This is a genomic window from Micromonospora aridisoli (genome assembly GCF_056150025.1).
In genome coordinates this window covers 23,992-46,688 of the sequence record NZ_JAXCFK010000004.1, presented here as the reverse complement: position 1 = coordinate 46,688, position 22,697 = coordinate 23,992, and the positions used below count along the sequence as shown (strand labels likewise).

At 71.4% G+C, this 22,697-nt stretch carries 23 protein-coding genes and 1 tRNA gene; 13 read left to right on the top strand and 11 right to left on the bottom strand.

Features of this window, described 5'->3' with window-relative positions; genetic code table 11:
* Window positions 1-22 precede the first annotated feature (22 nt).
* The 3 genes from SM447_RS09635 to SM447_RS09625 form a co-directional block, all read right to left on the bottom strand.
* Window positions 23-922 (bottom strand): redoxin, encoded by a 900-nt coding sequence (locus tag SM447_RS09635; RefSeq protein WP_474572421.1) that lies wholly within the window; start codon window positions 920-922, stop codon window positions 23-25.
* Window positions 919-1,626: a DUF1223 domain-containing protein gene (locus tag SM447_RS09630; RefSeq protein ID WP_474572420.1), complete on the bottom strand. Its 708-nt coding sequence runs from the start codon at window positions 1,624-1,626 to the stop codon at window positions 919-921. Before SM447_RS09630 ends, SM447_RS09635 begins: the two co-directional genes overlap by 4 nt.
* 138 nt (window positions 1,627-1,764) lie before the next feature.
* Complete coding sequence (locus SM447_RS09625) at window positions 1,765-2,955, bottom strand: epoxide hydrolase family protein (protein WP_474572419.1); 1,191 nt, start codon at window positions 2,953-2,955, stop codon at window positions 1,765-1,767.
* Window positions 2,956-3,129: 174 nt separating this feature from the next.
* On the opposite strand from SM447_RS09625, the gene SM447_RS09620 reads away from it, so the two are divergent.
* Complete coding sequence (locus SM447_RS09620) at window positions 3,130-3,495, top strand: PadR family transcriptional regulator (RefSeq protein WP_474572418.1); 366 nt, start codon at window positions 3,130-3,132, stop codon at window positions 3,493-3,495.
* Window positions 3,492-4,634, top strand: coding sequence for a hypothetical protein (locus SM447_RS09615; RefSeq protein WP_474572417.1), 1,143 nt, complete (start codon window positions 3,492-3,494; stop codon window positions 4,632-4,634). The genes SM447_RS09620 and SM447_RS09615 overlap by 4 nt, the downstream gene beginning before the upstream one ends.
* Window positions 4,635-4,976: 342 nt before the next feature.
* Here SM447_RS09615 and SM447_RS09610 read toward each other — a convergent pair whose 3' ends face one another.
* Window positions 4,977-5,219: a hypothetical protein gene (locus SM447_RS09610; RefSeq protein WP_474572416.1), complete on the bottom strand. Its 243-nt coding sequence runs from the start codon at window positions 5,217-5,219 to the stop codon at window positions 4,977-4,979.
* A gap of 814 nt (window positions 5,220-6,033) precedes the next feature.
* On the opposite strand from SM447_RS09610, the gene SM447_RS09605 reads away from it, so the two are divergent.
* Genes SM447_RS09605 through SM447_RS09590 form a run of 4 tightly spaced genes read left to right on the top strand, consistent with a single transcriptional unit; the run spans window position 6,034 to window position 8,168 of the window.
* Entirely contained in the window at window positions 6,034-6,801 is a 768-nt protein-coding gene (locus SM447_RS09605; RefSeq protein ID WP_474572415.1) for a Scr1 family TA system antitoxin-like transcriptional regulator, read from the top strand.
* Window positions 6,792-6,998 (top strand): DUF397 domain-containing protein, encoded by a 207-nt coding sequence (locus SM447_RS09600; RefSeq protein ID WP_474572414.1) that lies wholly within the window; start codon window positions 6,792-6,794, stop codon window positions 6,996-6,998. Before SM447_RS09605 ends, SM447_RS09600 begins: the two co-directional genes overlap by 10 nt.
* 42 nt (window positions 6,999-7,040) lie before the next feature.
* A complete protein-coding gene (locus SM447_RS09595) occupies window positions 7,041-7,598 on the top strand; it encodes a hypothetical protein (protein ID WP_474572413.1) in 558 nt (185 codons plus the stop codon).
* Window positions 7,599-7,637: 39 nt separating this feature from the next.
* Window positions 7,638-8,168: a hypothetical protein gene (locus SM447_RS09590; protein ID WP_474572412.1), complete on the top strand. Its 531-nt coding sequence runs from the start codon at window positions 7,638-7,640 to the stop codon at window positions 8,166-8,168.
* A gap of 64 nt (window positions 8,169-8,232) precedes the next feature.
* On the opposite strand, the gene SM447_RS09585 is transcribed toward SM447_RS09590, so the two are convergent.
* The 3 genes from SM447_RS09585 to SM447_RS09575 form a co-directional block, all read right to left on the bottom strand.
* Complete coding sequence (locus SM447_RS09585) at window positions 8,233-9,867, bottom strand: FG-GAP-like repeat-containing protein (RefSeq protein ID WP_474572411.1); 1,635 nt, start codon at window positions 9,865-9,867, stop codon at window positions 8,233-8,235.
* A 77-nt stretch (window positions 9,868-9,944) separates the two neighbouring features.
* Entirely contained in the window at window positions 9,945-11,597 is a 1,653-nt protein-coding gene (locus SM447_RS09580) for a hypothetical protein (protein ID WP_474572410.1), read from the bottom strand.
* 180 nt (window positions 11,598-11,777) lie between these two features.
* Window positions 11,778-11,864, bottom strand: a tRNA-Ser gene (locus SM447_RS09575).
* A 75-nt stretch (window positions 11,865-11,939) separates the two neighbouring features.
* On the opposite strand from SM447_RS09575, the gene deoD reads away from it, so the two are divergent.
* The 4 genes from deoD (at window position 11,940) to SM447_RS09555 (ending at window position 15,515) form a co-directional block, all read left to right on the top strand.
* Window positions 11,940-12,647, top strand: a complete 708-nt coding sequence (gene deoD, locus SM447_RS09570) for a purine-nucleoside phosphorylase (protein ID WP_474572409.1) — start codon at window positions 11,940-11,942, stop codon at window positions 12,645-12,647.
* 124 nt (window positions 12,648-12,771) lie between these two features.
* Complete coding sequence (locus SM447_RS09565; protein WP_474572408.1) at window positions 12,772-13,410, top strand: TetR/AcrR family transcriptional regulator; 639 nt, start codon at window positions 12,772-12,774, stop codon at window positions 13,408-13,410.
* Window positions 13,407-13,862: an acyl-CoA thioesterase gene (locus SM447_RS09560; RefSeq protein WP_474572407.1), complete on the top strand. Its 456-nt coding sequence runs from the start codon at window positions 13,407-13,409 to the stop codon at window positions 13,860-13,862. Before SM447_RS09565 ends, SM447_RS09560 begins: the two co-directional genes overlap by 4 nt.
* Window positions 13,863-13,931: 69 nt before the next feature.
* Window positions 13,932-15,515: a helix-turn-helix domain-containing protein gene (locus SM447_RS09555; protein WP_474572406.1), complete on the top strand. Its 1,584-nt coding sequence runs from the start codon at window positions 13,932-13,934 to the stop codon at window positions 15,513-15,515.
* A gap of 113 nt (window positions 15,516-15,628) precedes the next feature.
* Here SM447_RS09555 and SM447_RS09550 read toward each other — a convergent pair whose 3' ends face one another.
* The 4 genes from SM447_RS09550 to SM447_RS09535 form a co-directional block, all read right to left on the bottom strand.
* Window positions 15,629-16,084 (bottom strand): nucleoside deaminase, encoded by a 456-nt coding sequence (locus SM447_RS09550; RefSeq protein ID WP_474572793.1) that lies wholly within the window; start codon window positions 16,082-16,084, stop codon window positions 15,629-15,631.
* A 199-nt stretch (window positions 16,085-16,283) separates the two neighbouring features.
* Window positions 16,284-16,811, bottom strand: a complete 528-nt coding sequence (locus SM447_RS09545; RefSeq protein WP_474572405.1) for a tRNA adenosine deaminase-associated protein — start codon at window positions 16,809-16,811, stop codon at window positions 16,284-16,286.
* Window positions 16,812-17,034: 223 nt separating this feature from the next.
* Window positions 17,035-17,202, bottom strand: coding sequence for a hypothetical protein (locus SM447_RS09540; protein WP_171023025.1), 168 nt, complete (start codon window positions 17,200-17,202; stop codon window positions 17,035-17,037).
* Between the two features lie 86 nt (window positions 17,203-17,288).
* Entirely contained in the window at window positions 17,289-17,648 is a 360-nt protein-coding gene (locus tag SM447_RS09535) for a hypothetical protein (protein ID WP_474572792.1), read from the bottom strand.
* Window positions 17,649-17,699: 51 nt separating this feature from the next.
* Between SM447_RS09535 and SM447_RS09530 the strand changes: the two genes are divergently transcribed.
* The 3 genes from SM447_RS09530 (at window position 17,700) to SM447_RS09520 (ending at window position 22,672) form a co-directional block, all read left to right on the top strand.
* Window positions 17,700-18,470, top strand: a complete 771-nt coding sequence (locus tag SM447_RS09530) for a M23 family metallopeptidase (protein ID WP_474572404.1) — start codon at window positions 17,700-17,702, stop codon at window positions 18,468-18,470.
* Between the two features lie 162 nt (window positions 18,471-18,632).
* The gene (locus SM447_RS09525; protein ID WP_474572403.1) at window positions 18,633-21,533 is read left to right on the top strand and encodes a glycosyl hydrolase; all 2,901 of its coding nucleotides are present in this window, start codon (window positions 18,633-18,635) and stop codon (window positions 21,531-21,533) included.
* A 74-nt stretch (window positions 21,534-21,607) separates the two neighbouring features.
* Entirely contained in the window at window positions 21,608-22,672 is a 1,065-nt protein-coding gene (locus tag SM447_RS09520; protein ID WP_474572402.1) for a PHP domain-containing protein, read from the top strand.
* Window positions 22,673-22,697: the final 25 nt, after the last annotated feature.

Genomic DNA, 22,697 nt, shown 5'->3' with positions numbered 1-22,697 from the left:
TTTCCTCCCTGTGCTGAAAGGCCTAGGGGCCGAAGGTGAAGACGTACGCACGCAGGCCCGGTTGGTCGGTGAGGAGCGTCAACAGCCGGTTCCCCCGGGACGCACCGGCGACGAGTCGGATCATGCGTGCCCGGTCGATCCGCGCCACGCCGTCCGGACCGACGTCGGGGCCGCGCTCGTGGCCGATCGGGTTCCCGTCGAGCAGCACCTGGAGGGTCGCCGGCCCATCAGGTCCCGGGTCGACGACGAGGTTCACCTCGCCGGCGTCGAAGGGCAGCGCGAGTTCCCCGCCGCCGCTGACCAGTTCGACGTGATCGCCGTCGCTGCGCCAGTCGCCGGCCACCGCGTAGCTGCCCGGCACCCCCCGGTCGGCACCGAGGTACGTCTCCGGGGTGATGCCGAGGTAGGAAGGCTCCCCGGTGGCGGCGAACTCCACCGTCTCCGCGCTGACCGGCGGCAGCCCGGTGCCCGGTGCCCGGACCTCGATGAGCCGCCGGATCTCGGACTCCACCCGCTCGTAGGCGCCCTCACCGATCCACCGGTCGACGAGTCGCCCGTCCGCGTCGAAGAGGTACTTCGCCGGCCAGGCGTCATTGCGCAGGGCACGCCAGAACGCGTACTCGTTGTCCATTGCGACGGGATGGCTGAGCCCGTGGTCCCGGACGGCCTGGTCGATGTTGCCCGGGTCCCGGCCGAAGGCGAACTCGGGCACGTGCACGCCGACGACGCTCAGGCCGAGGTCGGCGTAGTCGCGGTGCCACGCCTTGACGTACGGGGCGGTGCGGATCCAGTTGATGCAGGTGTACTCCCAGATGTCGACCAGCACCACCCGGCCACGAAGGTCGTCGGGCGTCAGCGGCGGCGAGTTCACCCACCGGTCGACGGTGAACGGAGGTAGCCGCAGGGTCAGGCCGGTGGTCATGTCGGCACCTCCACCGCCGTGGCGCCGACGATGGCCCGCTGGCCGTCGTTCTGGACGTAGCCGACCACCATCGCGTTGCGGGGGTCGAGTTCCGGGGGCACGTCGAGTTCCACCCGGCCGTCGGTCACGTTGAGACTCGCCGCCGTGAAGGCACGGACGACGCTGTCCTGCCGGAGCCTTCGCCCGGCGTTCTCACCCCGGGGGACGTCGTTCTCCAGGCCGTCCTCCACGACCGCCACGTTGAGCGTGCCCAACGCCGGTGGCCGGTCCACCTGGTAGTCCACCGCCACCCGACGTCCACCGTCGCTGGTCTCGACCGACAGCGTCACCGGCGTGACGGGCGCCGCCGACAGGGCGGAGGTGATCGCCGACGACGCCGCCTGCTGGTTGGAGCCGACGAACTCGACGGTGCCGTTGACCACCATCTGCGGCGTGTACAGCCCTCCGGAGCCGAAGGCACGCGCGTAGTCCTCCTGGCGGCGGGTGTGCGCCGAATCGCCGTACGGGTCGGCCCAGCCGAGGTGGTCCCAGTAGTCGACGTGGAAGCCGAGGGTGAACACGCGCTGTCCCCGTTCCCGGGCGGCGCGCTCGATCTCGGACAGCACCTCCTCCGCCGGTGGGCAGCTGTCGCAGCCCTGGGAGGTGAACATCTCGACGACGGCGAATCCGCCGTCCACCGACGCGGAACGCGATGGGTCCGCCATGGGGTGCGTCCTCTCTCGGTCCGGTCTCGCTGGCCGCACTGCCTTCCCAGCGCGGCAGCGATCATGCCCGGGCCCACGGAGACCCAGTCCGGGACGTCAGGACGTCCACCGCCGCCGGAACGCGACGCGCAACGGACGTCAGGACGTGCGCAGCGGCCGGAACGCGGCGCGCACCTCGGCCGCGAACAGTTCGGGCTCCTCCCAGGCGGCGAAGTGGCCGCCACGGTCGACCTCGTTGAAGTACGCGACCCCGGGGTACACCGCCTCGACCCAGCTGCGCGGCGCGGGAAAGATCTCCCCGGCGAACGACGTGAAGGCGACCGGAACCGTCACCGGCGGAGGAGCCTGGCCACCCGTGGCCGCCCGGAACCGCCCGAACTCCCAGTACCAGCGGGCCGACGAGGCGCCGGTGCCGGTCAGCCAGTACAGCGTGATGTTGTCGAGGATGCTTTCCCGGGTGAGCCCGCCGACCGGCTGGCCGTCGACGAACGCCCGGGAGATCTTGTAGTAGCTGTCCGTGTCGTGGTCGAGCATCCACGCCGCCAGCCCGACCGGGGAATCGAGCAGGGAATAGCCGATCGTCTGCGGCCGGGTGGACTGCTCCAGGAAGTAGCCGAAGCCGTCCGTGGTGAACGTGTTGAGCGCCTCGTGCGCCGCGCGTTCCTGCTCGGACTCGTTCGGCAGTTTTTCCTTGAGGCCGATCGCCCCGGCGAGCAGGTTGACGTGGATGCCGAGCAGCCCCTCGGGTCCCCGGCGGCCCATCGCGTCCGTGACGGCCGCGCCCACGTCGCCGCCCTGGGCGACGTAATGCCGGTAGCCGAGACGGTTCATCAGCTCCGCCCATGCCCCGGCGATGCGGCCGTTCTCCCAACCGAGTTCGGTCGGCTCGCCGGAGAAGCCGTAGCCGGGCAGGGACGGCAGCACCAGGTGGAACGCGTCGTCGGGGGTGCCGCCGTGCGCGGTCGGGTCGGTGAGTGGGCCGACGGCTCCGAGCAGTTCGACGACCGAGCCCGGCCAGCCGTGAGTCATGATCAGCGGTAGGGCGTTCTCGTGCGGCGACCATACGTGGACGAAGTGGATGTCGACGCCGTCGATCTCGGTCGTGTACTGCGGCAGGGCGTTGAGCTTCGCCTCGCATGCGCGCCAGTCGTGCTCGGTCGACCAGTAGCGGGCCAGCTCCTGGATCGTCGCCAGCTGCACGCCCTGGGAGCGATCGGCGACGAGTTCCCGACCGGGCCAGCGGGTGGCCGCGATCCGCCGTCGTAGGTCGGCGATCGCGTCTTCGGGCGTGTCGAGCCGAAAGGGACGAACGTCCTTGTCGCTGGCCATGTTCTCCACCTACCGGATCGGGTCGAGCGGCGCGGGGCACCCGCAGAGCTGGGCCCACGCCCAGTCTCGCAGCGGCTCGACGACCGGCGGACCGAAACGCGATTACCAGCAGTTCAACCCACCGACCTCCAGCGAACGGTTGACGTTATATAACGGCAGCCGTACTATCGGCTCATGCAGGAACCCACCTTTCTGATCCTCACCGCACTGGCCGCGCAGCCACTGCACGGGTACGGGGTCATCCGGGCGGTCGACGAACTGTCGGCGGGCGAGGTCAAGCTGCGGCCGGGCACCCTCTACGGCGCGCTGGACCGGCTGGCCGAGCAGGGCCTGGTCACCGTCGACCGGGAAGAGGCCGTCGAGGGCCGACTGCGCCGCTACTACCGGCTCAGCGACGCCGGGGCCGCCGCATTGCAGACCCAGATCGAGCGACTACGCCGGCACGCCACCGCCGCGGAGATCCAACTCGGCAAGCGTCTCGGCGGCGCGCTGAGCTTCGGCCTGGTGATCGCCCCGACCGCCGGCGCGGTGACCGGATGACCGCCGCCTGGCCGGCGGCCGACCCCGGCGGCGCCTGGCCGACACCCGACCCCAGCGCCGCCTGGCCGGCGGCCGACAACCGCCTGGAGCGTGGGTACCGCAGGCTGCTGCTCGCCTACCCCCGTCGGCACCGACGGCGGCACGGCACCGAGTTGGTGACCACGCTGCTGGAGATGGCGGAACCGGGTCAGCGCCGCCCCCGGCTCGGCGAGGCCCTGCACCTGATCGCCAGCGGCCTGCGGCTGCGGTTCCGGCTGCCCGTCGGTCGTCCGCTCGTGGCGGTCGCCGCGCTGCTCACCGCGCTGACCATGGGCGGTTTCGGTGCCGCCGCCGGTTCGTGGCTGGGCGCCCAAACCTTCGCCGACCTGCCCGACGACGCCGCCTTGGCCCGGCTCACCCAGCAGGCCGGTGCAGGAAACGGTGCCGAAAACCGCTTCTACTCGACGTCACCGTGGACCGCCGAGAGGGCCTTCGCGAGCGGACCGGTGGATGGCGTCTGGGACGCCGAGCAGATCCGGCAGCGGTTCGCCGCCGATGGCTGGTCGGTTTCCGACCTCACCCCGAGCAGCGGCGGGGGGAGCATTTTCAACGATGACGGATCGATCACTTATGTCCCGTTACACGGCGCACGGTTCACCGCCAAGTCGAACGGACTGATCCTCCATATCGACGGCTCAATCCCCACAGACCCCCATCTCGTTGCGACAAGCGTAGGCCACGTCGGCGTAAATATGTGGCCGGAGCGCACCGCTGCGTTCCTGCCGCTTGTCGTCGTCGGCACCGCCGTCGGGTTGCTCGCCGGCTGGCTGGTGGCGGCGGCCGTCGCGTACCGGATGGCGGCAGCGCCGCCCGGACGCCGCCACACCGCCGCCGCGCTCTGGAGCGCGGCCCTCGTGGCGCTGGCCCTACCGGCGGTCGCCCTCTACGGCAACGTCATGCGGGTGTTCCGGGACGGCCGCGCCGAAGACGGCCCGCCGCTGACCGTGCACAGTGCCTTCACGCCCGGCGAGTACTACCCCTTCGGCCCGCACTGGCAGGTGCTCGGGCTCACCGTCGCCGGGCTCGTGGTCGCCGTCGCCGCGATCCTCGCCGCCCGTCCGGGCGAGCAACCACCACAGCCCACCGTCGTGCCGGGCTGACGCGCGACAACGGGGGAAGGGGCCGTTCCGACCGGGAGCGGCCCCTGGTCGCGCGCCGGGCCCGTCCCGGTCCGGCGCCCGCGACGGTACGCGGACAGCCTCCTCACCTCCGCCCACGCGCCCAGGATACGAAGCGCTCGAACAGCCCGACCGTCGACGTCCCGTCACCGAGTTGTGCACTGGCCTGCACGTACAGCGTCGCGAGGTGCACCAGCAAGGCGCCTCGATCGTCCCGGTACTCACCCAGCAGCCGGAGCTTCGCCGCGCTGCACGGCCACGCGACACCGCAGTTCCGGCACCGCCATGTCGGCCGCGACGGCGCATGGTCCGGGCGACGCCGACTCATCGGCGGAGCGCCCCGGCCGGGCGGCCCGCCCAGGCGCGGGATCCCACCGGCTGATCGCCGCTCCGGATCAGGCCGGCCGGCATCACGAACAGTTCGCGGCGCTCGACCGCGTCGCCCCGCGCGTCGAGCTGGTAGCACTCGATCCAGGTCCACCCGTCATAGGTGGTCAGGTCGGTGCGGTGCCGGATGACCCGCACCGTGATCGGGCGGACGAACTGTGGGGACGCCGCGCGGGTCAACAGGAGAAGTTTCCCCGGCACGATTGACCCGGGGCATTCGCACGGCTCGGGGCGGCGGCACCGGTGCGACCCCACGGCGGCCCGTTGGCCCCCGACAGCATTTCGCCGCGCAGCGTCTCCACCTTCACGAACGGCCAGCGACCGATTCACGGTGTGCTCCGGCACCGGTCACCTCCTTCCGTTCTCAGCCGGGCCAACCGACCGCCGCAGCCACCCCGCCCAACCACTGCGACCACCCGGACCCGAGCCCGCCCAACCACCGCGACCACCCGGACCCCGATACCCCCGACCACCGCAACCACCCCGCCGGCCAGCACAAGCACCACCACCACCGACCGCTGCCGCCGGGCACCGCGACGAACCACCAGCTCGCGCCGCCGCTGGTTCGTCGGGCTGAATCGTCTGTGCTCTCAGCTCGACAGGCCACACAGGTGCATCCACCCTTTCCCTCCCGGTTCTGCGACGGCGCGAGGTCCGAGCCGGCCCACCCGCAGCCCGGACCTGCCCACCGGTACCCAGCCGGCCCAACAGCCGTCCGGGCCGCCGACCAGCGCCCAGCCCGCCCACCCACGCGAGCCCACCCAGCAGCCCCGCGACCGATACGACACCGACACGCCCATGGCCGCCGCGTGCTGGATGGGGGCCGCCGTGGTTGCTCGCCCGGCGGCGGCCCCCGATGTCACGACCGCCGGGTCAGGGGGATGAACCTCCACCGGCCGCGCCATCTGTCCACAACTTGCCGCCCGTGACGAGACAACTACATGGCGTGTGGGTATGGTCGGCGGATATTCGAGACGTCCGATGGGAGGCGGCCATGAACGACGCGCTGCGGGTGGCGCTGCGGGACACCGGGCACACGATCGAGTCGCTCGCGGAACGCGTCGGTGTCGATCCGAAGACGGTCAGTCGGTGGTTGCTCGAAGATCGGATCCCGCACGCCCGACACCGACTCACGGCGGCAGATGCGCTCCGGAAGAATGTCTCGGACATTTGGCCGGACATTTCGAGACGTCGCGCGCTGGCCTGGTTCCGGCCGTGGCAGGAGATCGAGCGTGAGGCGACCACGCTTCGGTGGTTCGAATCCCTGGTGGTGCCGGGCCTGCTCCAGACCGAGGCGTACGCCCGCGCCGTGCTCGCGGGTGGCGGCCTGATCCCACGCAGCGAGGTGGAGCGGCTGGTCGACCACCGGATGTCCCGCCAGTTGATCCTGCGTCGCGAGGAGCCGCCACTGCTCACCGCCGTGCTGGACGAGGCGGTGTTGCGCCGCCCGGTGGGCGGCCCGGCCACCATGCGCGAGCAGTTGCTGGCGCTCGCCGAGGCGTGCGCCGAGCCGCACATCCGGGTGCACGTGGTGCCGTCCACAGTGGGCGAATACGCTGGGCTGAACGGCCCGTTCATCATCGCCACCGCGTCGGATCACCGCGTCGCCGGCTACCTGGACAACCAGTTACAGGGGCAGGTGGTCAGCGAGCAGGCCGAGATCGCGGCGATACTGGCCGCGTGGGAGAACGTGCGTGGCGAGACGCTGTCGCACTGGCAGTCGGTCGAGCTGATCAGGGAGGTGGCGGAGTCATGGCAGTGAACGACATCCCGGCGCTGTCCGGCGCCCGGTGGCGCAAGAGCAGCCGCAGCAGTGGCAACGGTGGTGCCTGCGTCGAGGTCGCCGGGAACCTGCCCGACGTGGTGGGCGTACGCGACTCGAAGGACCCGACCGGCCCGGCACTGGTCTTCACCCCGACCGCCTGGCGTGCGTTCCTCGCCGAGATCGACAAAGCCTGACCCCGTCGTACACATGTTCTATCCACAGGCTGTGGACGCCGGGTGAGCTACCAGCTCAGCGCGATCGTCGCGGACGCCGACCTGCTGCGCGAGGAGACCCGCGAGCTGGATCACGCCGTCCTCGGTGAGCTGCGGCAGGACTTCGCGTTGCTGCCGGTCACGCCGCAGCTCGTGCAGGAGCTAACCGGCACCCCGCCCGACTACACCATCGACGAGCCCGACCCGGAGCGCCCGTTCACGCTGGTCCTCTCCGCGGCGCTGACCGAGGTGCTGGCCCGCTGGTCGCTGCGCGGTCCGGTGGCGTACGTCGAGGCGGAGTTCGCCGGTGGGGCCGGGCACCAGGCGGCGGCGGTCTGGTTGGCCGGCGACCTCGCCTGGGGGCCGCGCTTCGACGCGGCGTTCGACGGGCCACGCCCGGAATGGCCGATCAACGCGGCGCTGGTCGAGCTGGGCGCGGAGCCGGGCCGGTGGATCGACCCCTTCGCTGAGCTGGGATTACACGTCGAGCGGAGCACCGAAGGCTGGCTCGCGCACGGGCGGCGCGGGCTCAGCGCCGACTACTGGGACGAATTGGCCGACGAATGGGAGGCTCGGCAATAACCTCTGCGCCCCCGTCACGTTGGGGACTGGGGGATTCTGATGAAATTGCGACAATTCGGCTTCATCGCCGCACTGCTTCTGGCTGCCTCGGCATCGGGTAGCGGAGTCATGCCACCGGACACCATTGCCGTCCGCGAGCCCGTCGCCTCGGTCAGCGTCGTCGATCTCGACGGGGTGGCCGAGGTGGACTTCGGCGACTCGGAGAGCGAGCTGACCCGGCGTGGCATCCTGCGTACCGACGTCGACGCCTGCGGCCCGACGCTGGCCGGGCACGACGAGATAAGCCCGATCTTCATCGACGATCGGCTGGTGCTGCTCTGGGCCGGCGACCCGGTCCGCACCCCCGAGGGGATCACGGCCGGCTCACCCATCGCCGATGTCCAGGCCAGCTATCCGACCGTACGCGAGCTCCACGCTCCACAGGGGACCCACCGCTTCGACGGCCTGCTCGCCCGCGACGGCGACCGCGCGTACCTGTTCCTGCATGACGGCGAGACCGTCCGCAAGATCATTGTCGGCTACGCAACCTGGGCCCATCGCCTCTTCGTCGAGGGCCACGCCCCCTGCTGACCAGATCTTGGTGCGAACCTGCCCTCCGAGGGGCGCGTCCGCACCAAGATCTCGCTGCGGGTGCTCAGTAGTAGAGGCCGCCGGTCTGGGGGGTGGCGAGCCGACGGCCGTACCACTTGGGCCAGACGAAGTCGGTACGCATGCTCAGGCCGCTCCACGAGGCCGACTGCGGGACGAGCCCACCGGAGCCGCCGTGGAACAGGGCGACCAAACCGGACCCGAGCCCTGCCGAGTCGCCGGAGACCTCTTCACCGGGCGACGTCACCACCGCGTCCAGCGGGCCGGTGCCGTTGAGGTTGAGGATCGCCACCGAGCCACCGAACCGGTCGCCCCGCTCCGCGCCACCCGGGACCACGGCGTGGTCCTGGTCGAAGCCCTGGGAGCCGGTGCCGGTCAGCCCGGAGGCCGATCCCTTCAACAGCGCGACGGTGCCCGCCTCAACCTTCGTGCCGATCGCCTCACCGGGCGCGCCCACCAGCACGTCCGCCCGGCCGTCGCCGGTCACGTCACCGACCGCGAGCGTCGCGCCGAACAGGTCACCGGCCTCCGGCGATCCCGGCACCCCGGCCGTACGCTGCGAGAAGAGCTTCACCGAGCCGCTGGAGAGCCCGGTCGAGTTGCCGGGGAAAACCGCGACCATGCCCTCGTTACCCTTCGGGCTCTGCGCGTACGGCGCACCGGCGATCACCTCACCCGACCCGTCGCCGTTGACGTCGCCGATCGCGAGCGCCATGCCCAGGTCCCACACGTAGCTGTCGCTGCGGCCCGTCGCCTTGCGCAGCGCCGCCCCGGTGACCGAGGTGGCACCGCTGAGCTTCACCCCGCTCGCCGAGCCCCACATCAGCGTGAGCATGCCGCTGCCCGTCGACGAGCTGCTCTGGTTCTCCTGCGGTGCCCCGATGACCAGATCGGCGTACTTGTTGTTGTTGACCTTCCCGATGGCGAGGGTCCATCCGAAGTGGTCGCCGCGTTCCGCCGAGCCGGGCACCGCCGCCTGGTTCTGGTGCAGGTGCTGGGCACCGGTCGCGCTCAGGCCACCGACCCCGCCGTACAGCACGGTGACCGCGCCGGCCTCCCTGATGGTGCCGATCGCCTCGCCGTACGCCCCGATCGCCAGGTCGTCCCGGCCGTCGCCGTTGAGGTCACCGGCGGCCAGCGCCGAGCCGAACCAGTCCTCCTTCTCGGAGGTGTCCGGTACGCCGGGCGAACTCTGGTTGAAGTGCTTGGCCGAGCCGATCGCCAGGCCGGTGCTGCTGCCCGGGATCACCCACACTCCTCCGGCGTGCACCTTCGCCGTCGGGTCGTACTCGCTCAGGTCCCCGCTCGCCAGGTCGTCGTAGCCGTCGCCGTTGAAGTCCCCGGCGGCGAGGACCTCACCGAAGGTGACCCCACCGCCGGCCGGCGAGATGAGGCTCGTGTAGTAGTCGACGTGCGGCGCCGACGAGTAACGCACCACCACCAGACCGGCCGGCGACTCCGGCATCGTGTGCTCGAACGGGTCCGCCGAGGCCGCGATGTCGTCGACGCCGTCACCGTCGAAGTCGGACCGGGTCTGCCCGGTCCCCTTGACCGGGGTGGTCGCCTTCGCCACCCGGTGCACCTGGAGGGTGACCCCCTCCCGGGTGACGGACCGAACCTCAGCCGCCGCCCCGGCGGGCGTACCCACCGCCAGGCTGGCCACCACCGCCAGCACCGACACTCCGGCAACCCTACGCCGCACTGTGACCCCCGCTTTCATGGCCGCTTCAGCGGCCTGTGCAGAAACAACTCGACGACTCAGTACCACGGACCACTGCTCTGCGGACCGGCGATCTGCTGGCCGTAATGCTGCAGTTCGAAACGGTTGGTGTTCAGGGAACGACCGCTCCAGGAACCGGCCTGGGCGACGATCCCGCCCGAGGAGCCGTGGAACCGGGACAAGGTCGCGGAGGGGTAGCCGGCGATGTCGCCGGCGACCTCCTCCCCGGTCGATGCCACGAGGGCGTCCAGCGGACCACTGCCGTTGAGGTTCAGCAGCGCCACCGAACCGCCGAACCGGTCACCGCGTTCGGCACCGCCCGGCACCACCGAGTGGTTCTGGTCGAACCCCTGAGCACCACTGCCGGTAAGTCCGGACGAGGAGCCCTTGAGCAGGGTGATCATGCCTGCCTCGGCCTTCGTACCGATCGCCTCGGTGTAGGCACCGACCAGCACGTCCGCCCGGCCGTCGCCGGTCACGTCACCGGCCGCTAACGTCGCGCCGAACCGGTCTAGGTCCTCCGGCGAACCCGGCACCCCGGTCGTACGCTGGGTGATGATCTTCACCGCGCTACCGGAGAGGCCGCCGGTACGTCCGGTGAAGACCGCGACCAGGCCACCGTCCAGGTGCGGGGTCTGGGCGTTGGGCGCCCCGGCGATGACCTCGCCCAGCCCGTCCCCGTTCACGTCACCGATCGCCAGCGACATGCCGAGATACCAGGCGATGGTGTCCTTGCCTCCGGCCGCCTTGTACACCCCCGCGCCGGTGACCGAGGTAGCCCCGCTGAGCTTCACCCCGGTCGCCGAACCCCACATCAGGGTCACCATGCCGGTGCCACTGGCTCCGCTGCCGTCGTTCTCGTGCGGCGCGCCGATGACGAGGTCCGCGTACTTGTTGTTGTTGACCTTGCCGATCGCGAGCGACATGCCGAAGTGGTCGCGGCGCTCCGCCGAGCCGGGCACCGCGGCCTGGTTCTGGTGCAACTGCTGGGCCCCGGTGCCGGTCAGGCCACCGCTTGCGCCGTACAGGACGGTCACCGCGCCGGCCTCCTTGATGGAGCCGATCGCCTCCTTGAAGGCACCGATCGCGAGGTCGTCCCGCCCGTCGCCGTTGATGTCACCGGCCGCCAGCGACGCGCCGAAGGCGTCGTAGTTCTCCGAGTCGCCGGGAACGCCCGGGGAACTCTGGTTGAAGTGCGTGGTCGAATCGACCACCAGGCCGTTACGGCTGCCCGGAATGATCCAGACACCACCGCCCCGGGTCTTGTTCCGGGTGTCGATCTCGTCGGCATCGCCGATCGCCAGGTCGTCGTAGCCGTCACCGTTGAAGTCGCCGGCCACCAGCGCGATGCCGAAGCTCGATCCGGTGTCCGTCGTCATGGCCCCGATGAAATAGTCGACCTGCGGCGCGGAGGAGTAGCGCACCACGACCACCCCGGTCGGGTAGTACGGCAGGCTGTGGTTGAGGGTGCCGGCCGAGGCGGCGATGTCGTCGACACCGTCTCCGTCGAAGTCGGAGCGCGTGGCCCCGGTCCCCTTCACCGGGGTGACCGCCTTCGTCACCCGTTGGTACTGCATTATCAGCCCGTCCCGGGTGATCGTCCGGAACTCGTCCGCCGCCTGCGCCGGCGCACTCACCGCCAGCCCGGCCAACACCGTCAGAACACTGAGACCGGCAAGCTTTCGCCGCATCGAAATCCTCGCATCCCCGTAGTCGCTCCCACATCCTAGGGACACGTAGATCAATAACCATGTCCGGTCGGCCAGACACGACGAGCCGGACGGGCGGAAACCGGACGGGCGGCGCTGTCAGGAAGCGGAACGCCCGGCCGGTCCTGACGGACCGTGCCGGGCGTTCTCGCTGTTCACGAGCGGTGGCGGAGGGATTTGAACCCTCGGAGGGCGTAAACCCTCACACGCTTTCGAGGCGTGCTCCTTAGGCCGCTCGGACACGCCACCGCCGACGAGGGTACAGGACCGCCGGTTCCGACACCGAACCGGTCCCGGGCAGGCTGGCCTGGCAGGATCTCTGCCATGAGTACGCACATCGGCGCGAAGCCGGGCGAGATCGCCGAGCGGGTCCTGATGCCGGGTGACCCCCTGCGGGCCAAGTGGATCGCGGAGACCTTCCTCGAGGGCGCGAACTGCTACTCGACGGTCCGGGGGATGCTGGGCTTCACCGGCCGCTGGAACGGCGTCGAGGTTTCGGTGCAGGGCTCCGGCATGGGCATGCCCTCGGCCTCGATCTACGCCCACGAGCTGGTCAACGAGTACGGGGTGAAGTCGCTGATCCGGGTCGGCTCGTGCGGCGCGCTCACCGAGGATCTCCAGTTGCGCGACGTGATCGCGGCGATCGGGTCGTCCACCGACTCGAACATGAACCGGATGCGCTTCGACGGGCTGATCGACTATGCCCCGGTCGCCGACTTCGGGTTGCTGCGTACCTCGGTCGAGGTGGCCGAGCGGCGTGGCATCGCGATGCGGGTCGGGCCGATCCTGGCGGCGGACGCCTTCTACACCGACCGGCCGGACCTGTACGACAGCCTGGCGGAGTACGGCGTGCTGGCGGTGGAGATGGAGTCGGCGGCGCTGTACACGATCGCGGCGCGCTTCAAGGCCCGCGCGCTGACCCTGCTGACGGTGAGCGACCACATCAAGACCGGCGAGAAGACCACCTCCCAGGAGCGGGAGCAGACCTTCAGCCAGATGGTCGAGATCGCCTTGGACACGATCACCGCCTGATCGGATCACGCTGCGTCCCGCCACCCCCCGTGCGGTGGCGGGACGCTCTGCGTCGGCGTCGGTGTGACAGCTTCCACTCGGTAAAACTATACGACCGGTCGTTCTTATTTAGTACGCTCGCCGCATGACCGTTGACGGCCGGCTCGCCCGGGGCGAGCGCACCCGCACCGCGGTGCTGGACGCCGCCGTCAGCCTCGCCTCCGCCAACGGCCTCGACGGGCTCTCCCTCGGGCACCTCGCCGAGTCGCTCGGCGTCAGCAAGTCCGGCCTCTTCGCGCACTGGCGCTCCAAGGAGGAACTGCAACTCGCCACCATCGACCGGGCCGTCGCCCAGTGGCAGGAGCGGATCATCGGCCCGGCGCTGCGCGCTCCCCGGGGCGTACGCCGGATCCACGCGCTGCACGAGGCCCGGGTCGACTTCTACGCCGGCCGGGTGCTGCCCGGCGGCTGCTTCTTCGCCACCACGGAGTTCGAGTTCAACGCCCGTCCGGGCGCGGTGCGCGACCGCCTCACCGAGGTCTTCGCCGCCTGGACGAGCTTCCTGGAACGGCTCGTCACCGAGGCGGTCGAGCTCGGCGAGCTGCCCGCCGACACGGACGTCGCGCTGCTGGCGTACGAGATCGACGCGTACGGGATCGCCGCCGCCATGCGTTCCCGCCTGCTGGACCCGGAGGCCACCTACCGGCACGCCCGCCTCGGCGTGCTGGGTCGCCTGCGGGTGCTCTGCCCCGATCCCGCTCTGCTACCGGAAGGCCCCTCATGAGTCACGCAGTCGCCGAACAGCCCGCCGTCGAGTACGGCCACGTCGAGCAGGCCATGGTCCACTTCGACGACCTCGACGCGCTCGGCATCCTGCACAACGCCCGGTACGCGCTGCTGCTGGAGCGGGCGCTCACCGCGTACTGGTCCGACCGTGGGGTCGCCTACCAGGCCGGCCGGGCCAGCACGCCGGACGTGTTCCACGCCGTACGCGAGTTCACCATCAGCTACCTCGCGCCCGTCACCGGCACCGGCCCGATCGCCGTGCACTTCTGGCTGGAGCAGCTCGGCACCAGCAGCGCCACGTACGCCTTCCGGTTCCACTCGCTCGACGGCACCACCACGTACGCGGAAGGACGCCGCGCGGTGGTCCGCCTCGACCCGGCGACCCTGCGGCCGGCTCCCTGGACCGACGCCGCCCGCGCGGTCGCCACCACACTGCTCCGCGCGGCCTGACCGTCCTCCGCGTTGGCGTCCGCTACTACCGTGGTTGTCGATGTCCTGCGCACCGAAACGCCGAAGCGCGTGACCAGATCCGGTCGTGCCGACGTCCTGCTGACTCTGGCCAGGCTCGCCTCCAGGCCGGACGCGGTCAACGCGATCCTGGAGTGGGTCGCACACCGGACCGGCGGGGCGGCGGCGCTGGTGGATGCCGGCGGCAGGATCCGATCGTGCCCGCCGGTCAACCGCTCGCCCGCAGTGTCCCGGATGCTGGCGACGGCGGCCGACGCGGTGCCCGACCTGGCCGCAAGTGGCACCCCGTCGGCGGTGCTCGGCAGTTCCGCCGACACAGCGCTCCATCTCGTCCGCCTCGGCAGGTCCCGAGCGTCAGGCGAGGCAGTCCGGGCACCGTACCTCGCATTGGCGGCACCGCGCCGGGCCGGCGACGGGACGCTGCTCGCCGACGTCGCGCGGACCCTGAGCCTCTGCTGGCGGCTGGCGGAGGCCGAGAGCACCCGGCAACGGGTCGCCACTGCCGAGGCACAGACCCGCGAAGCGGTGCTGCACCTGCTCGTCGTCGGTGACGTGGCACCGGCCCGCCGGATCGCCGAGGTGATGCGCCCACCTCTCGCAGACACCGTCCGGGTGTACGTGGTCGAGGGCCCCGCTCGGCATCGGCTTGAACTCGCCAGCCAGTTGGAGCAGGCCTCCTCCGGCCGCACCTGGCTCGTACCCTGCCCGGTCCGGCCCGGCCATCTGATCGCCCTCGTGCCCGGCGACCGCCCGACCGACGACGAGATGCTCCGGTGGATCTCCGCCCTGACGCCGTCCTGCCGGGTCGGTGTGAGCGAGGAAGTCGCCCTGCGCGACACGGCGGACGGGTACCGGCAGGCGTTTCATGCCCTGGCGGTGGCCCGGATCGTGCCGGACGGGCACGCCACCTTCGGCGGGAACGACGACCTCGGCCCGCTCACCGGCGGGCAGGGAGCGGCCTGGGCCCGAGCAGTCCTGGCACCCTGCCTCACCTACCGGCCGGGACGGCGCAGCGACCCCGGACCGAGGGACCTGCTCGACACCCTCGGATCCTGGCTCACCTTCGACCGGGCGGCGAGTCGTCATCTTCGGCTGCACCGCAATACTCTCGCGGCCCGGATCACCCTGCTCAGCGAGCTGCTCGGGATGGACCTGCACCGCGTGGGCGACCAGGCGACCGTCTGGCTGGCGTTGCGGCTGCGCGGCAAGGACCCGATCGTGCCGGCCGGTCCGCCACCCGGCCCCGACGCACTCGACCGACTGCTGGGCACCCCGGCCGCCGTCGCCTGGGCGCACGCACGTCTGCGCCCACTGGAAACCGGGGGCGGATCCGTCCTGCCGACCACGGTCCGTACCTGGTTGACCGCCGACACCCGGCTCCCAGCCACCGCCGATGCGCTCGGCATCTCCGTCCCGGCCACCCGCAAACGCCTCGTCCGGGCGGAGGAGGCGCTCGGCCGTTCGTTGCTGCGCGCACCCAGCGCCCGGCACGAACTCTGGCTGGCGATGCGCGCGATCGAGGTCGGGGAAGGTCGATCCGCGGCCACGCGAACCGCCGTGCGAATCGAAACCGGAATCCGAACCACTGTGCGGCCTGCTCCTCGCGGCCCGGATCTACGACGCCGTAGCGTCTGAGCCCAGACGCCGGGGGCCGAGGGGGACCTGCGGCGGACTCCGACGGGGGTGGTGGGGCGCCCCGGAAAGGTGGGCGTCCCACCAGAGCCGACCTCGCGGCGTTCGAGGCTCGTTCAGCGGAAGAACGCTCGCAGCACGGCAGCGTTCTCGGTTTCCAGGATGCCGCCGTACACCTCGGGGCGGTGGTTGAGCCGGCGGTCGCGCAGCACGTCCCAGAGCGAACCGGCGGCACCGGTCTTGGGTTCCCAGGCGCCGAAGACCACGGTGGAGACCCGGGCCAGCACCAACGCACCGGCGCACATGGTGCAGGGTTCCAGGGTCACCACCAGGGTGCAGCCGTCCAGTCGCCAGCGCCCCAGCCGCTGAGCCGCCCGCCGCAGCGCGAGCACCTCCGCGTGCGCGGTCGGGTCGCCGCTCAGCTCGCGTTCGTTGCGACCGATCGCCAGCTCACCGCCGTCCGGCCCGTAGAGCACCGCACCCACCGGCACGTCGCCGGACTGACCCGGGCCGGCCACGCCATCAGCCACGTCCGCCGGGCCGGTCACCGCGACTTCGAGGGCGCGGCGCATCCAGAGTTCGTGCCGCTGGCGTCGGCCGGTGCCGGTCGGGTCGGCCAGTCCCTCGTCCGCCCCCGGGCCGTACCGGCCGGCCGAGCCGGGCGTGGGTTGCCCCGGCCGGACCGTCTCCAGTGCCGGGTCGGTCACGTCGGACGGCTCACCGCCGCCGAGCGGAACCGGACCACCCGACGAGGCGGTACCGCCAGCCGGCTCAGACCTCACGCAGTTCCTCGACGTCGTCGACGCAGCCCAGCACCTGGCAGATCTCTGCGGTGACGTCGGCCGGCATCATCCCCTCGTGGGCGCAGAGGGCGAGCAGCCGTTGCGCGGGGATACCCAGGTCGGTCAGGAGATCCGCCTCGCCGACCGGATCGGCCTCCGGATCGACGGCCGGCTGCTCGCTGTCTCCGTCACCGGCGGCGGCCGGACGCGTCTCCTCGCTGTCGTCGAGCCCGGTCACCGACGTCTTCAGGTCACCGACCAGCAGGGCACCCAGCCGGGATTCCTCCGCGTACGCGGAGTCGGAGCCGAAGACCCGCAGGTCCTCCCCCTCGTCGAGGCGCAGGATGACCAGATACGTGTCGTCCGCCTCCACGAACAGCAGCGACACGTCCGCGTCGGGGGCAACGTCGCGCAGCCGCTCGGCGACCTCGTCGACGTCGGCGGTGCCCCGCAGGTTCAGTTCGGCGGCCGTCCAGCCGCCCTTCTCGCGCACGACGGCCGCAGCGAAGTACGACACGGTTCCCCCAAGTTGCCTCGGCACAGCACTCGCCGATCCGTTACGCGTGCACGTTAGCCGGTCGGATCGGCAGGCGACCGGTCAACGCCCCGAAGGGCCGGTCATTGAACCCTTTTCGACCTGGACCGCGCGGCGCGTGCACACCATCTCCGAGCCTGCGGTCCGACGGACCGCAAGGGGAGGTCGAAAAGGGTTCATTCCTGGGGAGGCATCTTTCGGCCGCTCAGCCGGCGAGGCGGCGGCGGGTGGCGATCAGTTGGCGGAGCCGTTCGGTGCGGGCGCGCTGTGGCCGTTCGCGCTCGCGTACCGCGCGCGCGTCCGCCAACTGCGCCAGAAGCTGAAGGCGGCGGCGGCTGCGATCGGGATCCAGCCGCGGAGTGGTCCAGGCCATACCGGGAGAGTGCCGAGTATCGGCCACGCAGTCAAGACGGGTTTCAGTGGCTGCGCGACGACGCACCGCAGTCGCCGCCGGTCGGGTCACCAGAGCGGCCAGTCGCCGCTGCTCGCCCAGCGGGCGGCGACCGCCGCGGCGGCGATGCTCCACCCTCCGGCGGTGACGATCGCGATGCCGGCGGCCACCCCGCGGTCACCGTGCCGGGCCAGCACCAGGGCCGCGAGCCAGGCCAGCCCGCCGGCGAGCAGGGTCCACCAGGCGTACCCGACGAGGCCGCCACCGAGCAGGCCGAAGAGGACCAGCCACACGAGCGTTCCGGTCGCGCCCGCCGCGACACCGGCACCGCCGACCGGGTTCGGCTCGCGGTAGGTGGGGCGCGGTGGCCGGCCGGTGGGAAAGAGGCCCGACGGGTTGTACGGCAGCACCGGTACCCACTCCTCCACGCGCACGGACGGCTCTGCCTACCACCGTATCGAGTCTGTCAGGATGGCCGGATGGTCTCGCTGACGATCGGACGCCGGCACGCGTACGCGATGCTGCTGCTCGGCCCGCTGTTGGCGGTGACCGGCTGCGGTACGCCCGACGCGCCGACGGGCGGCGACCCGACCGCCGTGACCAGTCCGACCGCCGTGACCGCGTCGACCCCCGCACCAGCGACCACCGGCGGGGCGACCGGGACGGCCCCCACGCCCGACACCGCGGACCAGCCGACGGCGACGGCGCTGCCGACGCCGCGCAAGGGCCTGCCACATGTCTTTCCGGTACGCGCCGAGAAGGTCGCCTACCACCCGACCCACTCGACGTACCCGGGGACGGACATCTTCGCCGACTGCGGTGAGCCCGTCGTCGCGGTCACCGACGGGACCATCGGTGAGGTCAGCCGGCGGGACCGGTACGACAAGCGCGGTCCACAGGGGCCGTACAACGGCGGCCTGTCCGTGTCGGTCATCGGCGACGACGGGGTGCGCTACTACGGTTCGCACCTGACCGAGGTCGCCGACGGCGTCGAGCCCGGGGTGCGGGTACGCGCCGGTCAGCGGCTCGGCACGGTGGGCCGGACGGGCAACGCCAACAATGTCTGCCATCTGCACTTCGGCATCTCCCCGCCATGCCTGGGCGAGGACGGCTGGTGGATCCGGCGCGGTGTGGTGTGGCCGGCGCCGTATCTCGACTCGTGGCGTCGCGGCGGCAACCGTGAGCCGGCGGCCGAGGTCGCCGCGTGGCACCGCGAGCACGGCTGCCCGAGGAAGCCGCCCGCCCGCTAGTACGCGTCATCCGCGTTTCATCAGTCCGAAACATTGACGCCACTCTTGCCGGTGAACTACCGTCCGCGTAACAAGAGAGCGCTCTCTCACGTAACTAACCTCACAATACCGACGAAGCGTGCGCCGACCGGCGCGGCCGGGCCGGCACGCGTTGGAGGAAAGATGAGACCTCCCGTCCCACGCCGCCCCCACCACCGGATGCTGGCCGCCACCGCCGCCGCGACCCTCGTCCTCGGCGGGCTGGCCGTCACCGCCGGCTCCGCGGCGCAGGCCGCACCGGTCGGCGCCGGCAGCTACACCACCACCCCCGTCGGTCCGCTCCCCGGCGGCTGCGGAAACATCGCCACCAACCCCCGGCAGTACGCCACCGCCGCCGCGCCACCGGGGGCGGTACCCACCAACGACTGGTGGTCGTCGCTGCTGTGGAAGCGCCTGAACTGCGCCTTCAGCGAGCCGCTGCACGCCCACCCGGTGGCGTACCAGCCCGTCACCGACGGGCTCGGCTTCTCCGCCACCTCGACCCCCACCGTCACCGGCACCGCCACCGGGGTCGGCGAGTTCAAGTACCCCTACGTCGAGGACATCCGGGTCGGGGTGGCCGGGCTCGGCGCACCCAACGTGCTGGTGGACGACTGGACCGACTGGACGGTCACCCCGTACTGGAACGACGGTTCCCGAACCCTGCGCGCCACGATCGGCCACGGCCTGCCGTTCACCTACTTCCGCGCCACCGGCGGTGACGCGGTGATCAACGCGACCGGCGGCAGCCCCACGGTCTGGTCCAACAGCGGCACCACGATCGGCTTCACCGTCCGGGGCCACGACTACGTCGCGTACGCGCCGACGGGGGCGACCTGGACGGTCAACGGCGGCCGGATCAGCTCGAACCTCGCCGGGCGCGGCTACTTCTCGGTCGCCCTGCTGCCGGCCACCGCCGACGCCACGGCCCGTACCCAGCTCGCCAACACCTACCGCACGTACGCGCACGCCCACGTCACCGGCACCCGCGTCGCCTACAGCTACAACCAGGCGACCAGTCGGGTGGAGACCCGCTACACCTTCACCACCACTCCGCGCGAGGGCACCGAGACGCGTACGGTGGTCAGCCTCTACCCGCACCAGTGGAAATCGCTGACCGGGGCCACCCCGATCACGCCGACCTACCCGTCGGCCCGCGGCCGGATGAAGGTGCTCACCGGGGTCGCCGAGTTCCGCACCTCGATGGCGTTCCACGGCGTGCTGCCCGAGGTGCCCGCCGTCGCCACCGGCACCGGCGCCGATCTGACCACCCTGCGCCAGCACCTGGCGGCGGTCCGGAGCAATCCGATGGACCAGCGCGGCAACGACACCTACTGGACCGGAAAGGGGCTCGGTCGGGCCGCCCGGATCGCCGAGATCGCCGACCAGGTCGGCGACACCGAGACCCGGACCTCGGCGCTGAACGCCATCCGGTCCACGCTCAACAACTGGCTGACCGCCTCGCCCGGCGAGACCGAGCGGCTCTTCTACTACGACCAGCGCTGGGGCACGCTCATCGGCTACCCCGCCTCGTACGGCTCCGACCAGGAGCTCAACGACCATCACTTCCACTACGGCTACTACATCGCTGCCGCCGCGACGCTGGCCAAGTTCGACCCGAACTGGGCCCGACAGGACCAGTACGGCGGCATGATCGACCTGCTCATCCGGGACGCGAACAACTACGACCGGGCGGACACCCGCTTCCCGTACCTGCGTGACTTCGACATCTACGCGGGCCACGACTGGGCCTCCGGGCACGGCGCCTTCGCCAGCGGCAACAACCAGGAGTCCTCGTCGGAGGGGATGAACTTCGCCAACGCCCTGATCCAGTGGGGGCAGGCCACCGGCAACACCGCCGTACGCGACGCCGGCATCTTCATCTACACCACCCAGGCGGCGGCGATCCACGAGTACTGGTTCGATGTCAACAACGAGAACTTCCCGGCCGCGTTCGGGCACAACAACGTGGGCATGGTCTGGGGCGACGGCGGGGCGTACGCCACCTGGTTCAGCGCCGAGCCGGAAATGATCCAGGGCATCAACCTGCTGCCGATCACCGGCGGGCACCTCTACCTGGGCCAACACCCGAACTACAACAGCCTCAAGTACGCCGAACTGGTGCGCAACAACGGCGGTGAGCCGACCGTGTGGCAGGACATCCACTGGCAGTTCCTCGCCCTCGGCGACGCCGACGCGGCACTGGCCAAACTGCGGGCCAACCCCGGCTACACCCCGGAGGAGGGCGAGAGCCGGGCACACACCTTCCACTGGGTCCGCAACCTGGCCGCCCTCGGCCGGGTCGACACCGGGGTCACCGCCGACCACCCGCTGGCCGCCGTGTTCAACCGAAACGGGGCCCGCACGTACGTGGCCAGCAACATCTCCGGCTCGCCGTTGACCGTGCGGTTCTCCGACGGGACGCAGCTGAACGTGGCCGCCGGGCGGACCGTCACCGGTGGCGCGCACACCTGGAGCGGCGGCAGCGGCGGTGGCGGTACGTCCCCGAGTCCGACGCCGACGCCGACTCCCACGCCCACGCCGACTCCCACACCCACCCCGACCAACCCGCCGTCCAGCTCGCCCGTGCGCTACCTGCTGTCGGGGGGCGGTCTGGCTGCCTCCGGTACCGCCGGCACCACCACCGTGGCCAGCGCCGGCGGCGCGAACCGCGACGGAACCCCGACCAACCCGGTGGTGTTCACCGCGACCGGGCTCAACCTCGACCACACCGGCGGGCAGACCGCGTTCGACCTGTTCCTCGACGCCGGCCAGGCGGTCGGCAACGGGGTGCAGGCGCGCATCTCCTACGACCTGACCGGTGACGGCAGTTGGGAGCGGGTGGAGACGTACCGCTACTTCGCCACCGACCCGGTGCCGGGCTGGGAGCACTACACCCAGGCCGCCGGGCTGCACTCCAGCAGCGGCTCCCTCGGCAACCTGCGGGGCGGGACCGTCCGGGTGGAGGTGTGGTCCGCGATCGGCAACAACCCCACCTCCCTCGGTGTCGGTGACCGTTCCCTCGTGCGACTGCCGTACGCCTGATCCCCGCCTTCGATCCGCCCCCGCGCCGCCGGTCGTACCCCCGACCGGCGGCGCGGCCGCGTAGGTTGCATGGCATGACCGAGCGGGATGCCATCGCCGACCTGCGCCGGATCGCCTTCCTGCTGGAGCGGGCGAACGAAGCCACCTACCGGGTACGTGCCTTCCGCTCGGCGGCGAAGGCGCTGGCCGCGCTGCCGGCCGAGGAGGTGGCCGAGCGCGCCCGCACCGGCAAGCTCACCGAGCTGGCCGGGGTCGGCGACGTCACCGCCCGCTGCGTGGCCGAGTCACTGGCCGGCGAGGAGCCGGTCTACCTGCGCCGGCTGGTCGCCACCGAGGGCACCGACCTGGATGCCGAGGCCACCCGCCTGCGTACCGCGCTGCGCGGCGACTGCCACACCCACTCCGACTGGTCGGACGGCGGCTCACCGATCGAGGAGATGGCGCTGGCCGCCGTCGAACTGGGTCACGAGTACCTGGTGCTGACCGACCACTCGCCGCGACTGAAGGTGGCCCGGGGCCTGACCGCCGACCGGCTGCGCCGGCAGCTCGACCACGTGGCACAGCTGAACGAGGCGCTGCCGGAGGGGTTCCGCGTACTCACCGGCATCGAGGTCGACATCCTCGCCGACGGCTCACTCGACCAGGACGAGGAGTTGCTGGCCCGGCTGGACGTGGTGGTCGGGTCGGTGCACAGTGGGCTGAACGACGACCGGGCGAAGATGACCCGCCGGATGCTGGCCGCCGTCGCCAACCCGCACCTGGACATCCTCGGCCACTGCACCGGCCGGATGGTGTCGTCGCGCCCGGCCGGCGTGACCGGACCGGGCGACCGGGGGCACCGTGCCCGGACCCGACCGGAGAGCGACTTCGACGCCGACGCCGTCTTCGCGGCCTGCGTGGAACACGACACCGCAGTGGAGATCAACTCACGGCCGGAGCGGCAGGACCCGCCGAAGCGGCTGATCCGGCGGGCACTGGAGGCCGGTTGCCGGTTCGCCATCAACACCGACGCGCACGCGCCCGGCCAGTTGGACTGGCAACGCTTCGGCTGCGAACGGGCCGCGCTCTGTGGCGTACCCGCCGACCGCGTGGTGAACACGTGGAGCGCCGACGAGCTGGTCGCCTGGACGCACCGCTGACCCGCCCCCGGTTTCTCCCGGACGA